This is a genomic window from Colwellia sp. PAMC 21821 (assembly GCF_002077175.1).
Taxonomy (GTDB): Bacteria; Pseudomonadota; Gammaproteobacteria; order Enterobacterales; family Alteromonadaceae; genus Cognaticolwellia.
In genome coordinates this window covers 3,743,737-3,760,133 of sequence record NZ_CP014943.1, presented here as the reverse complement: position 1 = coordinate 3,760,133, position 16,397 = coordinate 3,743,737, and the positions used below count along the sequence as shown (strand labels likewise).

16 protein-coding genes are annotated in these 16,397 nt (G+C 40.6%); 9 read left to right on the top strand and 7 right to left on the bottom strand.

Annotation, left to right across the window (positions count from 1 at the left end):
• Positions 1 to 12: 12 nt before the first annotated feature.
• Positions 13 to 750, top strand: a complete 738-nt coding sequence (locus tag A3Q33_RS15925; protein WP_081180797.1) for a YciK family oxidoreductase — start codon at positions 13 to 15, stop codon at positions 748 to 750.
• 390 nt (positions 751 to 1,140) lie between these two features.
• Here A3Q33_RS15925 and fadD read toward each other — a convergent pair whose 3' ends face one another.
• The 7 genes from fadD to A3Q33_RS15890 form a co-directional block, all read right to left on the bottom strand.
• Complete coding sequence (gene fadD / locus A3Q33_RS15920) at positions 1,141 to 2,796, bottom strand: long-chain-fatty-acid--CoA ligase FadD (RefSeq protein WP_081180796.1); 1,656 nt, start codon at positions 2,794 to 2,796, stop codon at positions 1,141 to 1,143.
• Positions 2,797 to 2,967: 171 nt separating this feature from the next.
• Positions 2,968 to 3,843, bottom strand: coding sequence for an alpha/beta fold hydrolase (locus A3Q33_RS15915; protein WP_081180795.1), 876 nt, complete (start codon positions 3,841 to 3,843; stop codon positions 2,968 to 2,970).
• Between the two features lie 65 nt (positions 3,844 to 3,908).
• Positions 3,909 to 4,613: a M50 family metallopeptidase gene (locus A3Q33_RS15910; protein ID WP_231295708.1), complete on the bottom strand. Its 705-nt coding sequence runs from the start codon at positions 4,611 to 4,613 to the stop codon at positions 3,909 to 3,911.
• The gene (locus A3Q33_RS15905) at positions 4,606 to 5,013 is read right to left on the bottom strand and encodes a hypothetical protein (RefSeq protein WP_081180793.1); all 408 of its coding nucleotides are present in this window, start codon (positions 5,011 to 5,013) and stop codon (positions 4,606 to 4,608) included. Before A3Q33_RS15905 ends, A3Q33_RS15910 begins: the two co-directional genes overlap by 8 nt.
• A gap of 172 nt (positions 5,014 to 5,185) precedes the next feature.
• On the bottom strand, positions 5,186 to 5,872 hold the full coding sequence (tsaB, locus tag A3Q33_RS15900; RefSeq protein WP_081180792.1) for a tRNA (adenosine(37)-N6)-threonylcarbamoyltransferase complex dimerization subunit type 1 TsaB: 687 nt from the start codon (positions 5,870 to 5,872) through the stop codon (positions 5,186 to 5,188).
• Positions 5,873 to 5,987: 115 nt separating this feature from the next.
• Positions 5,988 to 7,946 (bottom strand): DNA repair helicase YoaA, encoded by a 1,959-nt coding sequence (yoaA, locus tag A3Q33_RS15895; protein WP_081180791.1) that lies wholly within the window; start codon positions 7,944 to 7,946, stop codon positions 5,988 to 5,990.
• A 183-nt stretch (positions 7,947 to 8,129) separates the two neighbouring features.
• Entirely contained in the window at positions 8,130 to 8,459 is a 330-nt protein-coding gene (locus tag A3Q33_RS15890; RefSeq protein ID WP_081180790.1) for a hypothetical protein, read from the bottom strand.
• Positions 8,460 to 8,992: 533 nt separating this feature from the next.
• On the opposite strand from A3Q33_RS15890, the gene hisG reads away from it, so the two are divergent.
• From hisG to hisIE, 8 genes are read left to right on the top strand one after another with little or no spacing between them, the layout of a single operon-like run.
• Complete coding sequence (gene hisG, locus A3Q33_RS15885; RefSeq protein WP_081180789.1) at positions 8,993 to 9,892, top strand: ATP phosphoribosyltransferase; 900 nt, start codon at positions 8,993 to 8,995, stop codon at positions 9,890 to 9,892.
• A 2-nt stretch (positions 9,893 to 9,894) separates the two neighbouring features.
• Positions 9,895 to 11,256 carry a histidinol dehydrogenase gene (gene hisD / locus A3Q33_RS15880; protein ID WP_081180788.1) on the top strand — a complete coding sequence of 454 codons (1,362 nt, stop codon included), beginning with the start codon at positions 9,895 to 9,897 and terminating at the stop codon, positions 11,254 to 11,256.
• Complete coding sequence (hisC, locus tag A3Q33_RS15875) at positions 11,257 to 12,378, top strand: histidinol-phosphate transaminase (protein ID WP_081180787.1); 1,122 nt, start codon at positions 11,257 to 11,259, stop codon at positions 12,376 to 12,378.
• A 1-nt stretch (position 12,379) separates the two neighbouring features.
• Positions 12,380 to 13,450 (top strand): bifunctional histidinol-phosphatase/imidazoleglycerol-phosphate dehydratase HisB, encoded by a 1,071-nt coding sequence (hisB, locus tag A3Q33_RS15870; RefSeq protein ID WP_081180786.1) that lies wholly within the window; start codon positions 12,380 to 12,382, stop codon positions 13,448 to 13,450.
• A gap of 1 nt (position 13,451) precedes the next feature.
• Entirely contained in the window at positions 13,452 to 14,072 is a 621-nt protein-coding gene (gene hisH, locus A3Q33_RS15865; protein ID WP_081180785.1) for an imidazole glycerol phosphate synthase subunit HisH, read from the top strand.
• Positions 14,073 to 14,075: 3 nt separating this feature from the next.
• Entirely contained in the window at positions 14,076 to 14,813 is a 738-nt protein-coding gene (gene hisA, locus A3Q33_RS15860) for a 1-(5-phosphoribosyl)-5-[(5-phosphoribosylamino)methylideneamino]imidazole-4-carboxamide isomerase (protein WP_081180784.1), read from the top strand.
• Positions 14,795 to 15,583: an imidazole glycerol phosphate synthase subunit HisF gene (hisF, locus tag A3Q33_RS15855; RefSeq protein ID WP_081180783.1), complete on the top strand. Its 789-nt coding sequence runs from the start codon at positions 14,795 to 14,797 to the stop codon at positions 15,581 to 15,583. The genes hisA and hisF overlap by 19 nt, the downstream gene beginning before the upstream one ends.
• Positions 15,577 to 16,200, top strand: a complete 624-nt coding sequence (gene hisIE / locus A3Q33_RS15850; protein WP_081180782.1) for a bifunctional phosphoribosyl-AMP cyclohydrolase/phosphoribosyl-ATP diphosphatase HisIE — start codon at positions 15,577 to 15,579, stop codon at positions 16,198 to 16,200. The genes hisF and hisIE overlap by 7 nt, the downstream gene beginning before the upstream one ends.
• Positions 16,201 to 16,397: the final 197 nt, after the last annotated feature.

Genomic DNA, 16,397 nt, shown 5'->3' with positions numbered 1-16,397 from the left:
GCAATTATTCATATGTTTGACTACGCAATAACACCACAGATTTTAGCGAACAAAACCATTCTAATTACCGGTGCAGGTGCAGGTATTGGCCGCCAAGCAGCATTAACTTATGCGGAATTAGGCGCTACGGTTATTTTATTAGGTAAAACCGTTGCAAAGCTCGAAGCGGTTTATGATGATATTCTAGCCAAAGGTTATCCTGAACCTGCCATCGTCCCTCTGGATTTAAAAGGCGCGACGAAACAAAATTATATCGATTTAGCCGCCACAATAGAGAATCAATTTAGCCAATTAGATGGCGCGCTACTTAATGCTTCAATATTAGGCGAGTTGACACCATTCAACCAAATTCATCAACAAACTTGGCAAGACGTCATGCAAGTTAACGTTAATGCGCAGTTTTTATTAGCACAAGCATTGTTACCTGTACTATTAAAATCTAAAAGCTCTTCACTAGTATTTACTTCTTCAGGTGTGGGTAATAAAGGTAAGGCTTACTGGGGTGCTTATAGCGTTTCTAAATTTGCTACAGAAGGCATGATGCAAGTTATTGCTGATGAGTACGATAATAGTGTCCTTAGAACTAACGCCATTAATCCAGGCGGCACAAATACAAATATGCGCTCAGTTGCTTACCCTGCCGAGAACAAAGCGACTATCGCCTCTCCAGAAGATATTATGCCACTTTACGTATATTTGATGGCAGACGATAGTAAAGCAATTAACGGTCAAAGATTGAACGCACAATAGTGATCAAGCAACTGGGTTAAGTTTGGTTCCTAGTTTTTCTCTGGGTCAAAAAAACTGACCGTTCATCGACGTGCATGTTCTTACAGGGAAGTAAGTCATTAGAGTAATGCATGGAGCAATTACCGAGATGCACTAATGCCGTGAAGCCATGTTCTTACATGGATGTAAGTCATCAGAGTAATGCAGGAGCAATTACCGAGATGGCTAGGAACGGCGACGTGCATGGATGCACTAATGCCGTGAAGCCATGTTCTTACATGGATGTAAGTCATTAGAGTAATGCAGGAGCAATTACCGAGATGGCTAGGAACGGCCTGAACATAAAATAGGCCAACAATTGTTGGCCTATTTTATTCAACGTTAACGTGTAGCTAACTAACAAATCTAGACTTAACGCAGTTCACGTCGTAAGATTTTACCGACATTAGATTTTGGCAACTCGTCACGAAACTCAACAAGTTTAGGCACTTTGTAATTAGTTAAGTTTTCACGACAATGTTTAATTAACGCGGCCTCGGTCAATTTAGGATCTTTGCGCACAACAAATATTTTGACTATTTCACCACTTGCTTCATGTGGAATACCCACCGCGGCTGCTTCTAATACGCCAGGATGGCTCGCTACCACTTCTTCAATCTCATTTGGAAAGACATTAAAGCCAGAAACAATAATCATATCTTTTTTACGATCAACAATTTTGAAAAAGCCATTTTCGTCCATGCAGGCAATATCGCCCGTTGCTAGCCAGCCATCTTTTAAGATTTCATCGGTAGCGTCTTGACGGTTATAGTAACCTTTCATCACTTGCGGGCCTTTAACCCACATTTCGCCTGGCTCGCCAATCTTGGCCTCACTACCATCTTCTAATACAATACGAATATCAGTTGAGGATGCAGGTAAGCCAATGGTGCCACTGTAATGTTCTTGGTTGTATGGGCATAAAGTTACTAAAGGTGCGCACTCTGTCAGTCCGTAGCCTTCAAGCAAGCGTGTTTTCGTGACACTTTCCCACTTTTCAGCAACCGGGCGTTGAACAGCCATACCACCGCCCAATGATAACTTTAACTTAGAAAAGTCTAGCTCACTAAAACCTGGCGTATTTAATAAACCATTAAATAAAGTATTTACACCGGTAATCGCCGTGAAGTCATATTTTCCTAACTCTTTGACAAACCCTGGCATATCACGTGGGTTGGTGATCAGTAAATTTGTACCACCTAAAGTAATAAAGGTCAGGCAATTCGCGGTCAAAGCAAAGATATGATAAAGCGGTAACGCGGTAACAACGAGCTCTTTACCTTCTTCTAATTGTGGTTTAATCGCCGCTTTGGCTTGCTCTAAATTAGCAACCATATTGCGATGCGTTAACATTGCGCCCTTTGAAACACCTGTTGTTCCGCCGGTATATTGCAAAAAGGCCAAATCTTCGCCACAAAGCTTAACTGGGCTAAAAGTTAATTTGCTCCCTTTCGCTAACGCTTTATTAAAGTGTTCAACATTGTTGAGATTAAAGGCGGGCACCATTTTTTTGATATATTTAACAACGCCATTAACAATCGCACCTTTTACTGTGCCTAAGCGATCACCAAGTGAAGTTAAAATAACTTTTTCAACAGGCGTTTTATCAATCACTTTTTCCAAAATACTGGCAAAGTTTTGAATAATCAAAATCGCTTTAGTATTCGAATCTTTTAATTGATGCTCTAATTCACGTGCAGTGTATAGCGGGTTAACATTTACAACAGTTAAGCCGGCTAACAAGGCTCCAAAGAGTGCAATAGGATATTGCAAACAGTTTGGAACCATAATGGCAAACTTATCACCTTTAACTAAACCTAAGTCCTGTTGTAAATAGGCAGCAAATGCAGCGGCTTGTTCAGCAAGTTCAGTATAACTAATTTCCGCACCCATATTAATAAAGGCAGCACGATCGGCATAAACCTTAGTATATTTATGGAACATATCGACAATTGAAGCGTATTTATCAGGATCAATTTCAAATGGAACGCCGGGAGGATAACTCTTCTCAAGCCAAATTTTTTCCACAGTACCTTTCCTCTTTAAATTTTTATTCTTTATTTAATGATACGTTTTATCAAATTTTCACTGGTCGATCCAGTTAATTTAAACACTTGTTTAAATTAACTGGAATTTAGACTCGTTATTATAGTTGAACTGAATATAAAATTTACCTTTAAATAACTTATAGCTATGGAATTACGCTTGTTCTTGCTCTACCTGTTGAATAAACGTATTTAATAGCATAGCAGCCTGCTCGGGTTGTTCCATGTGAACATGATGCCCGCCTATCAATTTGTGCTTTTGTAGATTTTTAAACAACGGACTAAAATGTTTTAGCCCTTTAGTTACCATATCCATACCTTTGCTGCCATAAAGCAATTGCACAGGTATATTTATATCCGCAACAAGTTGTTGTGCTTGTGCCATGGTAAATCGATACGTCGAAATAGTGCGTAAACGACTGTCTGAGCGCCAGCTAAAACCTGCTGCTGTTTCCTCAATACCTCGATTAACGATTAGTGCAGCATTTTCTTGGCTTAAATCCGATACCAATACCCTTGCCTCAACAGCAGATTCGAGACTAGTATGATATTTTTTAGCTTTAGTGCCGCGGGATAATCGACTTAATAATCCTTTGCGCAATTGTGTTGTTGTGGTGGTTTCGGCTGAAGTTAAAAGTCCGATAGCGTCAATTAAGGTTAATGACTTCACATGTTCAGGAAATGCTGCTGCGAAGGCAGTCGCTACCATTCCTCCCATTGAGTGACCAAGCAAATCAATAGCTTGCCATTGCTGTGAGCGAAACAAAGCAATTAAGTCATAGACCCAATCTAAGAAATGATAATGTGCATCTTCGCTGCGGTGAACAGATAACCCATGCCCAGGCCAATCAATAGCGATTACATGATAGTGTGATAAGTACGGCATCAGTGGTTGAAAACTGGCAGCATTGTCGAGCCAACCATGCAAACATAAAAGCAACGCCCCCTGCTCATTACCATTACTTATGCCACTAATTTTTCGGCCGTTAACATCGAATTCTACTGTGTTAAATATGTGAGAAGTTGGCATGAAAATCCTTTAATAAGCCGACAGAGCGATAGCTTGTTTTAAATAAAAATAATGGTGTTCTAAAGCTAACGTGTACTGCGAAATGATATTTTACTGAGTTTATAGGTGGCCAGCAATGCAGCTGAAAACCAAATAACAACCCAAATTATTTCTGGAATATAAGTGATATCAGCTAAAGCTGCACCGTCGCCTCGAGCTTGGCCATCAAGTAAATAAAGTGGACTCATTAAACTATTAATTAATACTAATAAACCCGTAACTTGTAAGAACTTTTGCAGATACTTTTGTGAAGAGTACTTTATTTGCGCCAGCACTAAAACAAGCAAAACTAAAACAATGAATAAAGTTAATAAATCGCGAACCCACAATAATATACTACTGGCGAGTAGACCGACTAGCAACATAGAAAAAATCTGGGCAATTCTGCGATGACTTGACGCTAAGTAGAATAGTAAACTGCCCCACAATATTGCGCCACCGTAACCCATTAAGCTAATAAAAAAAGCTGAGCCGCCACGAGTTGTACATAATCCAGCGCCATTAGGAAACAATTGAATTTGTATAATACTTCCGCCGGTTAATAGCGCAGTTAAACCATGGCTAATCTCATGGAAATAGCTTTCTAACCATTTAAAGGGTATGGAAATAAAAGGTAACTGTAAAATAATTACCGCCGTTAAAAACATCAACCAAAATTGGAATTTATGGCTCAAGCTTTTGGTGGTTTTATCTGTGGATGAGCGGTATTTTTTATCCGATGAATCAGGCAAATAAGTCAACGCCAAAAATTTGTTGAATATTATCACGTTGGGCAATTGCATCAACGGACTGATAAGCCGCTACTGCCGATTGATTTTGATTCGAGGGTGAATCATAGCCGCTATTATAGCTGTTTGATTGCCCACCTTGCTGACTACTTCGCTGAGAGTTGTTGCGACTTTCAAATTGTGACAACTGTTCGCGCTCAATAAGCGCAATCGCTTGGTCATCAATATCTAAACGTTGTCGGCTATCAATGTCAGCTTGTGACTTTTGGGTTTGACTTTCTTCATTGCTAAGCGTTTCGCGCGCAAGTGCTCGAGTACGCTGCTCTTGAGCAGGTACAGAGTTGCTATTTCCAAGTGCTAGCGCAGCTTGGGAAGCTAAATTGGCGGTATTATTAACTTGCATCCTACTAATTTAACAAATTTATCGTCAAGGTGAAATCAATTTTTTATGTCGTTAAACATATCGTATATTGTCAAACACCTTAATATGCTTCCAATCGCGCATGTTAAGGTGTAGTGGTAAAATTTGTGTATTTTAATCCTAGTCAGCTAGACAATATCAAAATAACTAAGCATTACCTTCCTGGTAGCTTTTTCCATGAAACAGTATCGCGCACATACTTTGGCTGTGCATTTTCTGCATCAACACAGTGTTGTGAAAAATCCACTTGCCCAAGTGTTAACATAGCCAAAGCAGTTGGAAACAAAATTTCAGGCGAATCAGCATTTGATTTTAAGGCGGTTAATTCAGGGTAAGCATCCCACCCTGTGCCAACACCATAAGCGGGTATAGCTAGGTCTTGATAATATTGAGCAACAAACTCAGGTTTTAGCACCGTTTCTTCAGTTTTCGGTTGCATAATCCCTTGTTCATCAACTTCGAAGTAACAAGTATAAACTTCTGACATGCGGGCATCTATTGCGGCGATAACTTTGCCCTCGCCTTTTTCATCAAAAGCTTGCTGAGCCATCGCTTGTAAAGTAGACACTCCCCGTGCAGAAAGCTCTGCAGAAAATGCTAATCCTTGAGTAACACCAATTCCAATTCGTACGCCGGTAAAACTCCCCGGCCCTTGGCCAAAAATAATACCATCAAGCTCAGTTAATTTAACGTTCGCCTGCTTTAACACGCTGTCGATCATCGGCAGTAAACGCAAGCTATGAGACTGAGGACACAGTTCATATTCACTAAACTGTTTATCATTATATTTAATTGCGACTGAACAAGCTTCAGTTGAGGCATCAATGGCCAAAAAATTCACGTCAAAAACCTTTTAAAATTACTTCATTATTTATTGGGCGAGTTTAACATTATTTTATGTTATTCCCAGAAAACTTTAACACTGGCATGCTTGGATTTTGCAGGCATGAACTTCGTTATACTTTATCTCGACTAACAAGCTGTGCTAAAAATGTCGCTGCTTGCTTAATATCTCGGCTCCGTTTCATATCAGGTAAGCTTTTCAGGAAAACTTCACCATAGGGACGATTAACCAGTCGGTCGTCACATATCACAAGAATACCATTGTCATTCACATCACGAATTAAACGCCCTACTCCCTGCTTTAAAGCAATGACAGCTTGCGGTAATTGAATTTGCGCAAACGGGTCTTTACCTTGTCGTTTTACATCTTCACTGCGTGCTTGTAATAAAGGATCATTGGGCGAAGCAAAGGGCAATTTGTCAATGATCACACAGGTAAGTTTGTCACCGCGAACATCCACTCCTTCCCAAAAACTTGCCGTGGCTAATAACACCGCGCTGTCTTGCTCAACAAACTCTTCTAGTAACTTTCGCTTTCCCATCTGCCCTTGCACTAATAATGGGTTATCAATGCTCTGGGTTAATAACTCAGCTACCTGATGCATAACGCGATAACTGGTAAACAGCATAAAACAAGCGCCAGCACTGGCTGCAATCAAAGGAATAGCAAGTTCAGATAACGCTTTAGCGCGGTTCATATCATTTGCAGCTGGTAAATAACGCGGTATTATTAATTGAGACTGCTTGGCATAATCGAATGGACTATCGAGTAATAAACTGGCGGAACCTTCAAGGCCTAAATGGCTAGAGAAATGTTTGAATGCGCCATCTACGGCAAGCGTTGCCGAAGTAAATATCCAGCCTGCACCTGACTCTTTTACGTAAGTGCCAAATTTATCTGCTACTGATAATGGCGTTTTATGTAACACAACATGGCGTGGCGTGGTTTCATACCAAAAGCTCATGCCCATCGCATCTACATCAGCCATAACTTCGTATTGTGCTAATAGGTTTACAGCTCGATCAAAACAGTTATCAATAGCTTCATTGCGCGAAACACAAAGTTTTATTACTTGGTAAAGAAAGTCTAAATCAGTTTTTAACAGTTTAAAGGCATGAGAAAATTGCTGTTGTTGATGCTTTTCGCGCCAATTACCGCGTTCGGGATCATAACTAAATAACAAGCGAAATTCTTGACTGGTTTTTAACAGTTTTTCTGCGGCTTTAGCCAGTTGCTTTACGTCGGTTAATTCTGTGCGGTAAACTTGTAAAACATCACTACAAAGATCCAGCATCTGTCGCGTAGAAAACGCCTCACCAAAGTATTCACTGGCAATGTCGGCTATTTGATGCGCTTCATCAAAAATCATCACGTCAGCTTTAGGAATTAGTTCACCAAAGCCACTATCTTTTAGCGCCATATCAGCAAAGAATAAATGATGATTCACCACCACTAAATCAGCATCAATGGCTTTTGTTCGCGCTTTAATTAAATAACAATCTTCAATATTGGGGCAGTCTTTCGCCAAACAATTATCAACCGTGCTGGTAACAAACGGAAAGACCGGCGAACCTTCGGTAACATTAACCAGTTCACCAATATCGCCACTGTGTGTGCCGTTCGCCCAAGCACGTACTTTGACAAAATCAGCTAATGTTTGGGCGTCGAGTTGACCGCGCGATTGTTGATATTGCTCTAAACGATAGATACAAAGGTAATTAGCGCGCCCTTTCAATAAGGCTATTTGTGCATTACTGGCTAGCGCTTTGCGGATTAGAGGTAAGTCTTTATGAAATAATTGTTCTTGAAGATTTTTAGTACCGGTTGAAACAATAATTTTTATTTGACCAGCATTATTTTCCGCATTCGCTTTATTCGCCAATAATGCTGGAATTAAGTAGGCGAATGTCTTACCTGTACCTGTCCCTGCTTCGACGATAAGCGAGTTTTTTTGCTCAATTGCTTTAGCCACTTCCAATGCCATATCGAGTTGTGCTTGGCGAGGAGAAAAGCCATTAATGGCTTTCGCTAAAGCACCTTGATGTGAAAACGCATGTTCAACAGCACTCATGAGGTTACGGCATTAATAAATTTGCGCTCATTATAATCATCACAGATAAAAATAACAGGATAAATATAGCTAATTTTCGCTAATTGCAAACAAGATAATATCGTAAAATATACTGAAAATCCGCCTAAAAGACTCTTATTAAATAATAGTAATTGGATCAGTCACTTACTATCAACGTAAGTATCAGACGAAAATATCTAGGTGGGGTTTATCATCTTTTTCTACTGGGGTGTTTTCACTATCATCAAATATATCAATATGTTTACCGGTATTATCTGCTGGCACTGTTGACGGTTCAACCGATTCTGCTGCGTTATTATCTTGTGTTTCTTCTTTATTTGGTGACTTTTCAGCTGATGGTTTTTTAAAATATAAAGCCGGATCTTCTAAGCCCGCAATGTCATCAGACACTGCATGAGTTGCAGCCCCTTTAGCTAGCGCCTTAACTTTTAGGTTAGTTGGTTTTATAGGCACGGGTACAACACGTGTTAATACGGTAGTAAAAATGTCCATTGCTGCCTCCTCTCTTAACAATTGTCTCTATATCGACCATACCAACCCTAACGTTAACTTTAACTTTGTCACTCTACTCCTCTTAGAACCAAACAATACTAGCTTAGTTCAAAATTTCATATCGAGTTAAAATTAATCGCTTGATCTGCTCCAAAAATCCACGTAATGTAAACCTAAATTAAAGTAAGTACTTTAATTTAATAACAAGACAAACAATTAACTTACACTGAACTTTACGCTGAAACATAACTCAGTACTTAAATAGAGTAAATAACACATGACTTTAAATCTGATTGCGATCCATCATCATCACCATCATACGGATTAGCTGCTCAGGTTTATTCGCTGAGGGGCATTGAACCTTTCAGCGGTGTAAGATAAATGAAAATTAATTTCTAAACCCCCGAAAGAGTTCACCTCTCTCGGGGTTTTCGCATTTTTATGGCTATATAATTGTATATACATGATGAATTTTAACCATATTAAATGTGACTAAATAGTATAAAAATTTTAAAATTTAATAGGAAAATAACATGACAACAGAACCACGCTTACGCATTGCAATGCAAAAATCAGGTCGCTTAAGCGACGACACTCAAGCGCTATTAAAGCGTTGTGGCCTTAAACTTAATGTCACTGATCGCCGCTTGCTTGCTCATGTTACTAATATGCCAATTGATATCATGCGTGTACGCAGCAGTGACATCCCAGGCCTTGTTATGGACGGTGTTTGCGATTTAGGTATAGTCGGTGACAATACCTTAGAAGAAGCTGCGTTAGAACGTGCTTTAATGAATCAAAAATCAAAATACATTCGCACTTCAGGTTTGAACTTTGGCGGTTGTCGTTTATCAATTGCCATGCCTGAAGGCTTTGATTATAAAGGTATTAAGAGCCTAAATGGTCTTAGGTTTGCCACTACCTATCCTCAATTACTTAATCGCTTTGCCAAAAACAATGGTATAGATGTCGAGTTTTGTTTACTAAAAGGCTCAGTTGAAGTAGCCCCTCGTGTTGGCTTATCTGACGGTATTTGTGACTTAGTTTCAACGGGTGCAACGCTAGAAGCTAACGGGCTAGTGGAAGTAGAAGAGATTTTTCAATCAAATGCTTCATTAATTCAAACGGCCAATGCTTTAGTTCCTGAGAAACAAGCGATTCTTGATACCTTATTACCTCGCATTCAAGGCGTAATGAAAGCAAAAGAAAGTAAATACATTATGCTACACGCGCCAAAAGACAAAATAGCTCAAGTCAGCGCACTTATGCCTGGTAAAGAAACACCCACCATACTCCCATTAGCTGGACGTGAAGATATTGTTGCCGTGCACGTTGTAGCAACAGAAACATTTTTCTGGGAAACCATGGAGCAACTTAACGCTTTAGGTTGTAACTCTATTTTAGTAATGCCAATTGAAAAAATGATGGGCTAAACATGAGCATAAAGAACCAAGACACAACTAAACTTAAAGACTCAATAGTTTGGGAGAATTTGTCTAAAGCCGAGCGTGGTTTTGCACTTGCTCGGCCAGCTATTGCAGAAAGTGGCTTATTATCGCAACAAGTGGAAAACATTCTTGCGAACGTAAAAGACAATGGTGATAAAGCTTTATTTGATTTAACCGAAAAATTCGATGGCGTGAAGCTTGATACACTTAAAGTAACACCTGAACAGGTTGCCGCTGCCAAAGTAAGACTAACAGCCAAGCGCCTAAAAGCTATTGAAACAGCCTACGGACAAATTAAACGCTTTCACCAAGCCCAAATTAGTGAAGACATTCGTGTTGAGACCACTCCCGGTGTGGTGTGTACCTTAAAAACTGAAGCTATTGAGAGCGTAGGTTTATATATACCAGCCGGTAGCGCGCCATTACCGTCAACTGTGTTGATGTTAGGTGTGCCAGCGCAACTGGCAAAATGTCCACGTAAAGTACTGGTTTGCCCGCCGAATAAAAACGGTCAATTAGCCGACGAAATACTCGTTGCAGCTTCACTGTGTGGTATTGATGAAATATATAGCGTTGGTGGTGCTCAAGCTTGTGGCGCTTTAGCCTTTGGTACTGAAACCATTGCGGCCGTGAATAAAATTTTTGGCCCGGGAAACAAATATGTTACCGAGGCAAAAAAACAGTTGTCACAGCAAGTTAATGGTTTCGCTATCGACATGCCAGCAGGCCCTTCTGAAGTACTTGTTATAGCTGACGCCAATGCTAATGCGGGCTTTGTAGCTGCTGACTTATTATCGCAAGCGGAACATGGACCAGATAGCCAAGTTATTTTGCTGTCAAATAGCGAAGCATTAATTAACGCCGTGCAATTAGCATTAGAAGCGCAACTAACGACTTTATCTCGTGCAGAAATAGCGCGCCAAGCTTTACAGCAAAGTCGCTTAATTCTGACAAAAGATTTAGCACAAGCGGTTGAAGTTTCGAACGAGTACGGCCCAGAACATTTAATTATTCAAACCGATAATGCTCAGCAGCTATTAACAAGCTTGCGTAATGCTGGTTCAATTTTTGTTGGCGCTTATACGCCAGAGTCTGCTGGTGATTATGCCAGTGGCACTAATCACGTGCTGCCAACTTATGGTTATTCAAAAGTTATTAGCAGTTTGTCATTGGCTGATTTTTCAAGACGCTTTACTGTGCAAGAAATTACTCGCGAAGGCTTAGGTTCCTTAGCCGAATGTATTTACGAACTCACTGATGCGGAAGGACTAGACGGTCACAAACGCGCTGTCACCATTCGCTTAGAAGCACCAGTAGAAAATTCAGCGACAAAGAATGCGGAGGCATAAATGAGCATTGCGAACAAACTTGCTCGAAAAGAGCTAATTGATATGGTGCCTTACCAATCAGCCCGCAGACTTTTTGCCAGCAGCGGTGCAATGGAAGGGAAAATATGGTTAAACGCTAACGAAGCCTCTGGCCCAGGGACTTATCAAGTTACCAGTGACAGCATTAATCGCTATCCTGACTTTCAGCCAGAAAGCTTGATCAATGCTTACAGTCAGTATAGTAAAATAGCGCCAGAAAATTTGCTCGCCACGCGTGGTGCCGATGAAGGTATCGAACTGATCATCAGAACCTTTTGCCAAGCTTACCAAGATAGCATTTTAATTTGTCCGCCCACTTATGGTATGTATGCCATTAGTGCTGAAAACCATGGTGCTGACGTTATTAAAGTGCCACTTACAGAAACAATGTCTCTGGACTTAGCGGGCTTAAAAGCAAACGTTGGCAAAACCAAAGTGGTATTTTTATGTTCTCCGGGTAACCCAACCGGTAATTTGCTATCACAACAAGAGATTAAAACCGCACTTGAGCTTTTCGCTGAAACAGCTATTGTGGTGGTTGATGAAGCTTATATCGAATTTAGCCCTGAACAATCAGTAGCAAGCTGGCTTAAAACTTATCCGCATTTAGTGATTTTAAGAACACTATCAAAAGCCTTTGCTTTAGCGGGCTTACGTTGCGGATTTACGCTAGCGAATAAAGATCTCATCACTATGCTCAGTAAAGTGATAGCGCCTTATCCTATTTCAGCGCCGGTTGCCGATATTGCCAGTGAAGCATTAGCCCAGCCAGGTCTTGAAAAAATGCGTATGCGCGTACAAGAAACTGACATATTACGTGGGCAATTAGCGACATGGTTAACAGCACAAACTTGGTGCAACGAAGTATTTCACAGTGATGCCAATTTTGTTTTATTTCGCTGTCAAAGCAATGAGCTAAAAGACTTTATTTTTAATAGCTTAGTGGCGCAAGGTATTTTAATACGCGACCAATCAAAGCAACAAAACCTCGCAAACTGTTTGCGCATTAGCATTGGCAGTGACCGCGAGCTTTCACTATTACAGCAAACTATAACCCATAGTTTCACCACGACAACAGCCCAAACGGTGGCACAAGAGAATTAATATGAGCCAAGAAAATATTTTATTTATCGACCGAGACGGTACCTTAATTGAAGAGCCAATTACCGATAAACAAGTCGATAGCTTAGAAAAGTTAGTCTTTGAACCGAACGTAATCCCGGTGTTAATTGCCTTACAGAAGAAAGGCTTTCGCTTAGTAATGGTGTCGAATCAAGATGGTTTAGGCACCACAAGCTACCCGCAAAGCGATTTTGACTTACCGCACGATAAAATGATGGCAATATTTTCCTCACAAGGTATTACCTTTGACGACGTATTACTATGCCCACACTTTGAAGCTGATAATTGTAGCTGTCGTAAACCAAAATTAGGTTTAGTTAGCGACTATTTACAGCAAGGTAAAGTCAACTTTGCTAACTCTTTTGTTATTGGCGATCGCGACACCGATGTTGCCCTTGCCGCTAACATGGGTATTAAAGCGATTAAATATGACCGTAAAACCCTTAATTGGGATGATATTGCTGAACAACTACTGACCAGTTCAAGAGTTGCAAAAGTGGTTCGCACCACCAAAGAAACTGATATTAATGTGGCGATTAACCTAGATAAAGTCGGTGATATCAACATTAAAACCGGTTTAGGCTTTTTCGACCATATGCTGGAACAAATTGCGGCACATGGCGGTTTTAGTATGCAAGTAGATGTAGATGGCGACTATCACATTGACGAACATCACAGTGTTGAAGACACTGCTTTAGCTTTAGGCCAAGCACTTAAACAAGCCTTGGGTGATAAACGTGGTATCGGCCGTTTTGGTTTTGTTTTACCTATGGACGAATGTCGCGCCGAGTGTTCGATAGATCTTTCTGGCCGTCCTTGGTTAGAGTTTGACGCGAACTTTACCGATAACATGGTCGGTCAAATGTCGACGCAAATGGTCTCGCACTTTTTCCGTTCATTAGCCGACTCTATGGCAATCACCCTGCACCTTTCAACGACTGAAGGCAACTGTCATCACCAAGTTGAAAGCTTATTTAAAGTCTTCGGTCGCGCACTTCGCCAAGCCATTACCGTTGCTGGTGACGACTTACCAAGCACCAAGGGATGCTTATAGCATGAGCGAGAACAAACAAGCTAACTTTGTGATTGTTGATACCGGTTGTGCCAACCTAGCGTCAGTAAAGTTTGCCGTTGAGCGTTTAGGTTTTGCTATCACGATTTCTGATGACCTTGATGTCATTAAAAATGCCGATAAAGTTATATTACCCGGTGTAGGTAGTGCTCGTCATGCGATGGAAAACATAGTATCGAAAGGTTTAGTGGCTACATTACAGCAACTTACCCAGCCTGTATTAGGCTTTTGTTTAGGCATGCAATTAATGGCGCGTACCTCTGTTGAAGGCGCGGGTAAAGACGAAGTAGTTCAATGTTTAGGCTTAATTCCTACCGATATTACGCCGCTGCAAGCAAACGATTTACGTTTGCCCCACATGGGTTGGAATACGTTAACGCAAGTTAGCGACCATGCGATATTCAAAGGTATTAACGCTGATGACTATTTCTATTTTGTGCATAGTTTTGCCGCGCCTATTTCTGAATATACCGTCGCCCGTTGCCAATACGGCAGTGAATTTTCTGCCGCTATCGCAAAAGACAACTTTATCGGTTGCCAATTTCATCCAGAACGCTCAAGCGCGCTTGGCAGTAAAATCATTAAAAATTTTTTGGAGATGTAAGCCATGATGATCCCAGCAATTGACTTAATTGACGGCGAAGTCGTCCGGTTATTTCAAGGTGATTACCAGCAAAAAACCAATTATCAATATACCGCTAAAGAGCGACAAAACGTTTACGCTAAAGCCGGAGCAACGGTAATGCACTTTGTTGATTTAGACGGTGCAAAAGATAGCAATAAACGCCAATTAGCCTTACTTGAAACTTTGGTTAAACACGACACCATGATCATACAAGTTGGCGGTGGTGTTCGTTGTAAAGAAGACGTTCAGCAGTTACTTAACTTAGGTGCCGACCGTGTTGTTATTGGCTCATTAGCGATAAAAGAACCTGATTTAGTACGCACATGGATTACTGAATTTGGCGGTGAAAAAATTGTTTTAGCATTAGATGTAAAAATTGATGCTATGGGCAACAAAACCTTGCCAACACACGGCTGGATAAAAGACAGTGGCGTTAACTTAGAAACATTATTAGATGACTACATTGCCGCGGGATTAATTCATGTACTTTGTACCGACATTAGTAAAGATGGCACACTGACGGGCAGCAACGTAGGCATGTATCAAGAGCTTTGTCAGCAATACCCAAGTATAAAATGGCAAGCTTCTGGCGGTATCGGTTCATTAGACGATATTAAAGCGCTGATCCCTACCGGTGTTGATGGCGTGATACTCGGCCGTTCATTATTGGAAGGTAAGTTTACTCTTGAGGAGGCAATCGCATGCTGGCCAAACGCATAATTCCTTGTCTTGATGTTCGTGATGGCAAAGTCGTAAAAGGGGTTCAATTTCGTAACCACGAAATAATTGGCGACATAGTACCGCTTGCACAAAAATATGCAGAAGCGGGCGCTGACGAACTAGTTTTTTACGATATTACTGCCAGCTCGGACGATCGCGTAGTCGATAAAAGCTGGGTTAGCCGTATTGCTCAAGTTATCGATATCCCATTTTGTGTCGCTGGCGGCATAAAAACAGAAGAAGACGCTAAGCAAATTCTGATGATGGGCGCAGATAAAATTTCTATCAATTCTCCGGCCTTAAGAGATCCCAATTTAATCTCACGTTTAGCGGATATTTTTGGCCAACAATGTATTGTGGTTGGCGTTGATAGCTTTTTCAATCAAGACGCGAATAATGGCGCCGGCGAATATCAAGTTTACCAATTCACTGGCGATGAAACGCGCACGCAAAAAACCAAATGGCGCACGTTAGACTGGATCCAAGAAGTACAAAAGCTTGGCGCAGGCGAGATTGTACTTAATTGTATGAACCAAGACGGTGTTCGCCAAGGTTATGATATAAAGCAGCTTAAACAAGTGAGAGATTTGTGTAATGTGCCACTAATCGCATCAGGCGGTGCCGGAGAAATATCACATTTTGTCGATGTTTTTCAGCAAGCTGATGTTGACGGTGCCCTCGCTGCCAGTGTTTTTCATAAAGGCATTATCCCGATGGACGAATTAAAGCAAACCCTTAAAAATGAAAAAGTTGAGATCAGATTATGCTAATCACACAAGATAATATAAGCCAACTGGCATGGGACAAAATGTCGGGCATGATCCCAGCAATAATTCAGCATCAAGATACCGGTGCGGTGTTAATGCAAGGCTATATGAATGTTGAAGCTTTAGAGCAAACCTTAAGCTCAGGCTTAGCGACATTTTACAGCCGCGCTAAACAAGCATTGTGGTGTAAAGGCGAAACTAGCGGTAACTTTTTGAAAGTTAGCCAAGTTGTGACTGACTGCGATCAAGACAGCTTGTTAATTGCTTGTCGACCACAAGGCCCGACATGCCACTTGGGTACAGAATCTTGTTTCCCAGAGCAAAAAATTAGCCAACAAAATTTTCTTAGTCAACTTGAACAAGTTATTGCCAGTAGAAAAAATGATGCGCCTGAAGATAGTTACACTGCTCATTTATTTTCACGCGGCACCACTAAAATGGCGCAAAAAGTGGGAGAAGAAGGCGTTGAAGTAGCCCTAGCTGCCGTTGCTGAAACTAAAGAAGATTTATTAGGTGAATGTGCAGACTTGTTTTATCACACCTTAGTGCTTTTGCAAGACCAAAATATTGACCTAAGTGAAGTCATGGCCGTATTACAGTCAAGACACAAAAAAAAGTAAATTAGCATGTTAATTAGCTAACTATTTATTTATTTAGTTAGCTAATTAGTCAGCTATGTTTTTATTTAGTTAGCTAATTAGTCAGCTATGTTTTTATTTAGTTAGCTAATTAGTCAGCTATGTTTTTATTTAAATATAAAAGTGCTGCTACTGTAAAAGCATGAATAAACTGCACTTTATGAATACATCCATAACTC

Excerpts from the sequence above, each read along its gene's own strand:
- hisC (WP_081180787.1), top strand. The coding sequence starts at position 11,257 with ATGAGCATTGCGAACAAACTTGCTCGAAAAGAGCTAATTGATATGGTG.
- hisA (WP_081180784.1), top strand. The coding sequence starts at position 14,076 with ATGATGATCCCAGCAATTGACTTAATTGACGGCGAAGTCGTCCGGTTA.
- hisG (WP_081180789.1), top strand. The coding sequence starts at position 8,993 with ATGACAACAGAACCACGCTTACGCATTGCAATGCAAAAATCAGGTCGC.
- hisD (WP_081180788.1), top strand. The coding sequence starts at position 9,895 with ATGAGCATAAAGAACCAAGACACAACTAAACTTAAAGACTCAATAGTT.
- yoaA (WP_081180791.1), bottom strand. The coding sequence starts at position 7,946 with ATGAGTGCTGTTGAACATGCGTTTTCACATCAAGGTGCTTTAGCGAAA.
- A3Q33_RS15890 (WP_081180790.1), bottom strand. The coding sequence starts at position 8,459 with ATGGACATTTTTACTACCGTATTAACACGTGTTGTACCCGTGCCTATA.
- A3Q33_RS15905 (WP_081180793.1), bottom strand. The coding sequence starts at position 5,013 with ATGCAAGTTAATAATACCGCCAATTTAGCTTCCCAAGCTGCGCTAGCA.
- hisIE (WP_081180782.1), top strand. The coding sequence starts at position 15,577 with ATGCTAATCACACAAGATAATATAAGCCAACTGGCATGGGACAAAATG.
- A3Q33_RS15915 (WP_081180795.1), bottom strand. The coding sequence starts at position 3,843 with ATGCCAACTTCTCACATATTTAACACAGTAGAATTCGATGTTAACGGC.
- hisB (WP_081180786.1), top strand. The coding sequence starts at position 12,380 with ATGAGCCAAGAAAATATTTTATTTATCGACCGAGACGGTACCTTAATT.
- hisH (WP_081180785.1), top strand. The coding sequence starts at position 13,452 with ATGAGCGAGAACAAACAAGCTAACTTTGTGATTGTTGATACCGGTTGT.
- A3Q33_RS15925 (WP_081180797.1), top strand. The coding sequence starts at position 13 with ATGTTTGACTACGCAATAACACCACAGATTTTAGCGAACAAAACCATT.
- hisF (WP_081180783.1), top strand. The coding sequence starts at position 14,795 with ATGCTGGCCAAACGCATAATTCCTTGTCTTGATGTTCGTGATGGCAAA.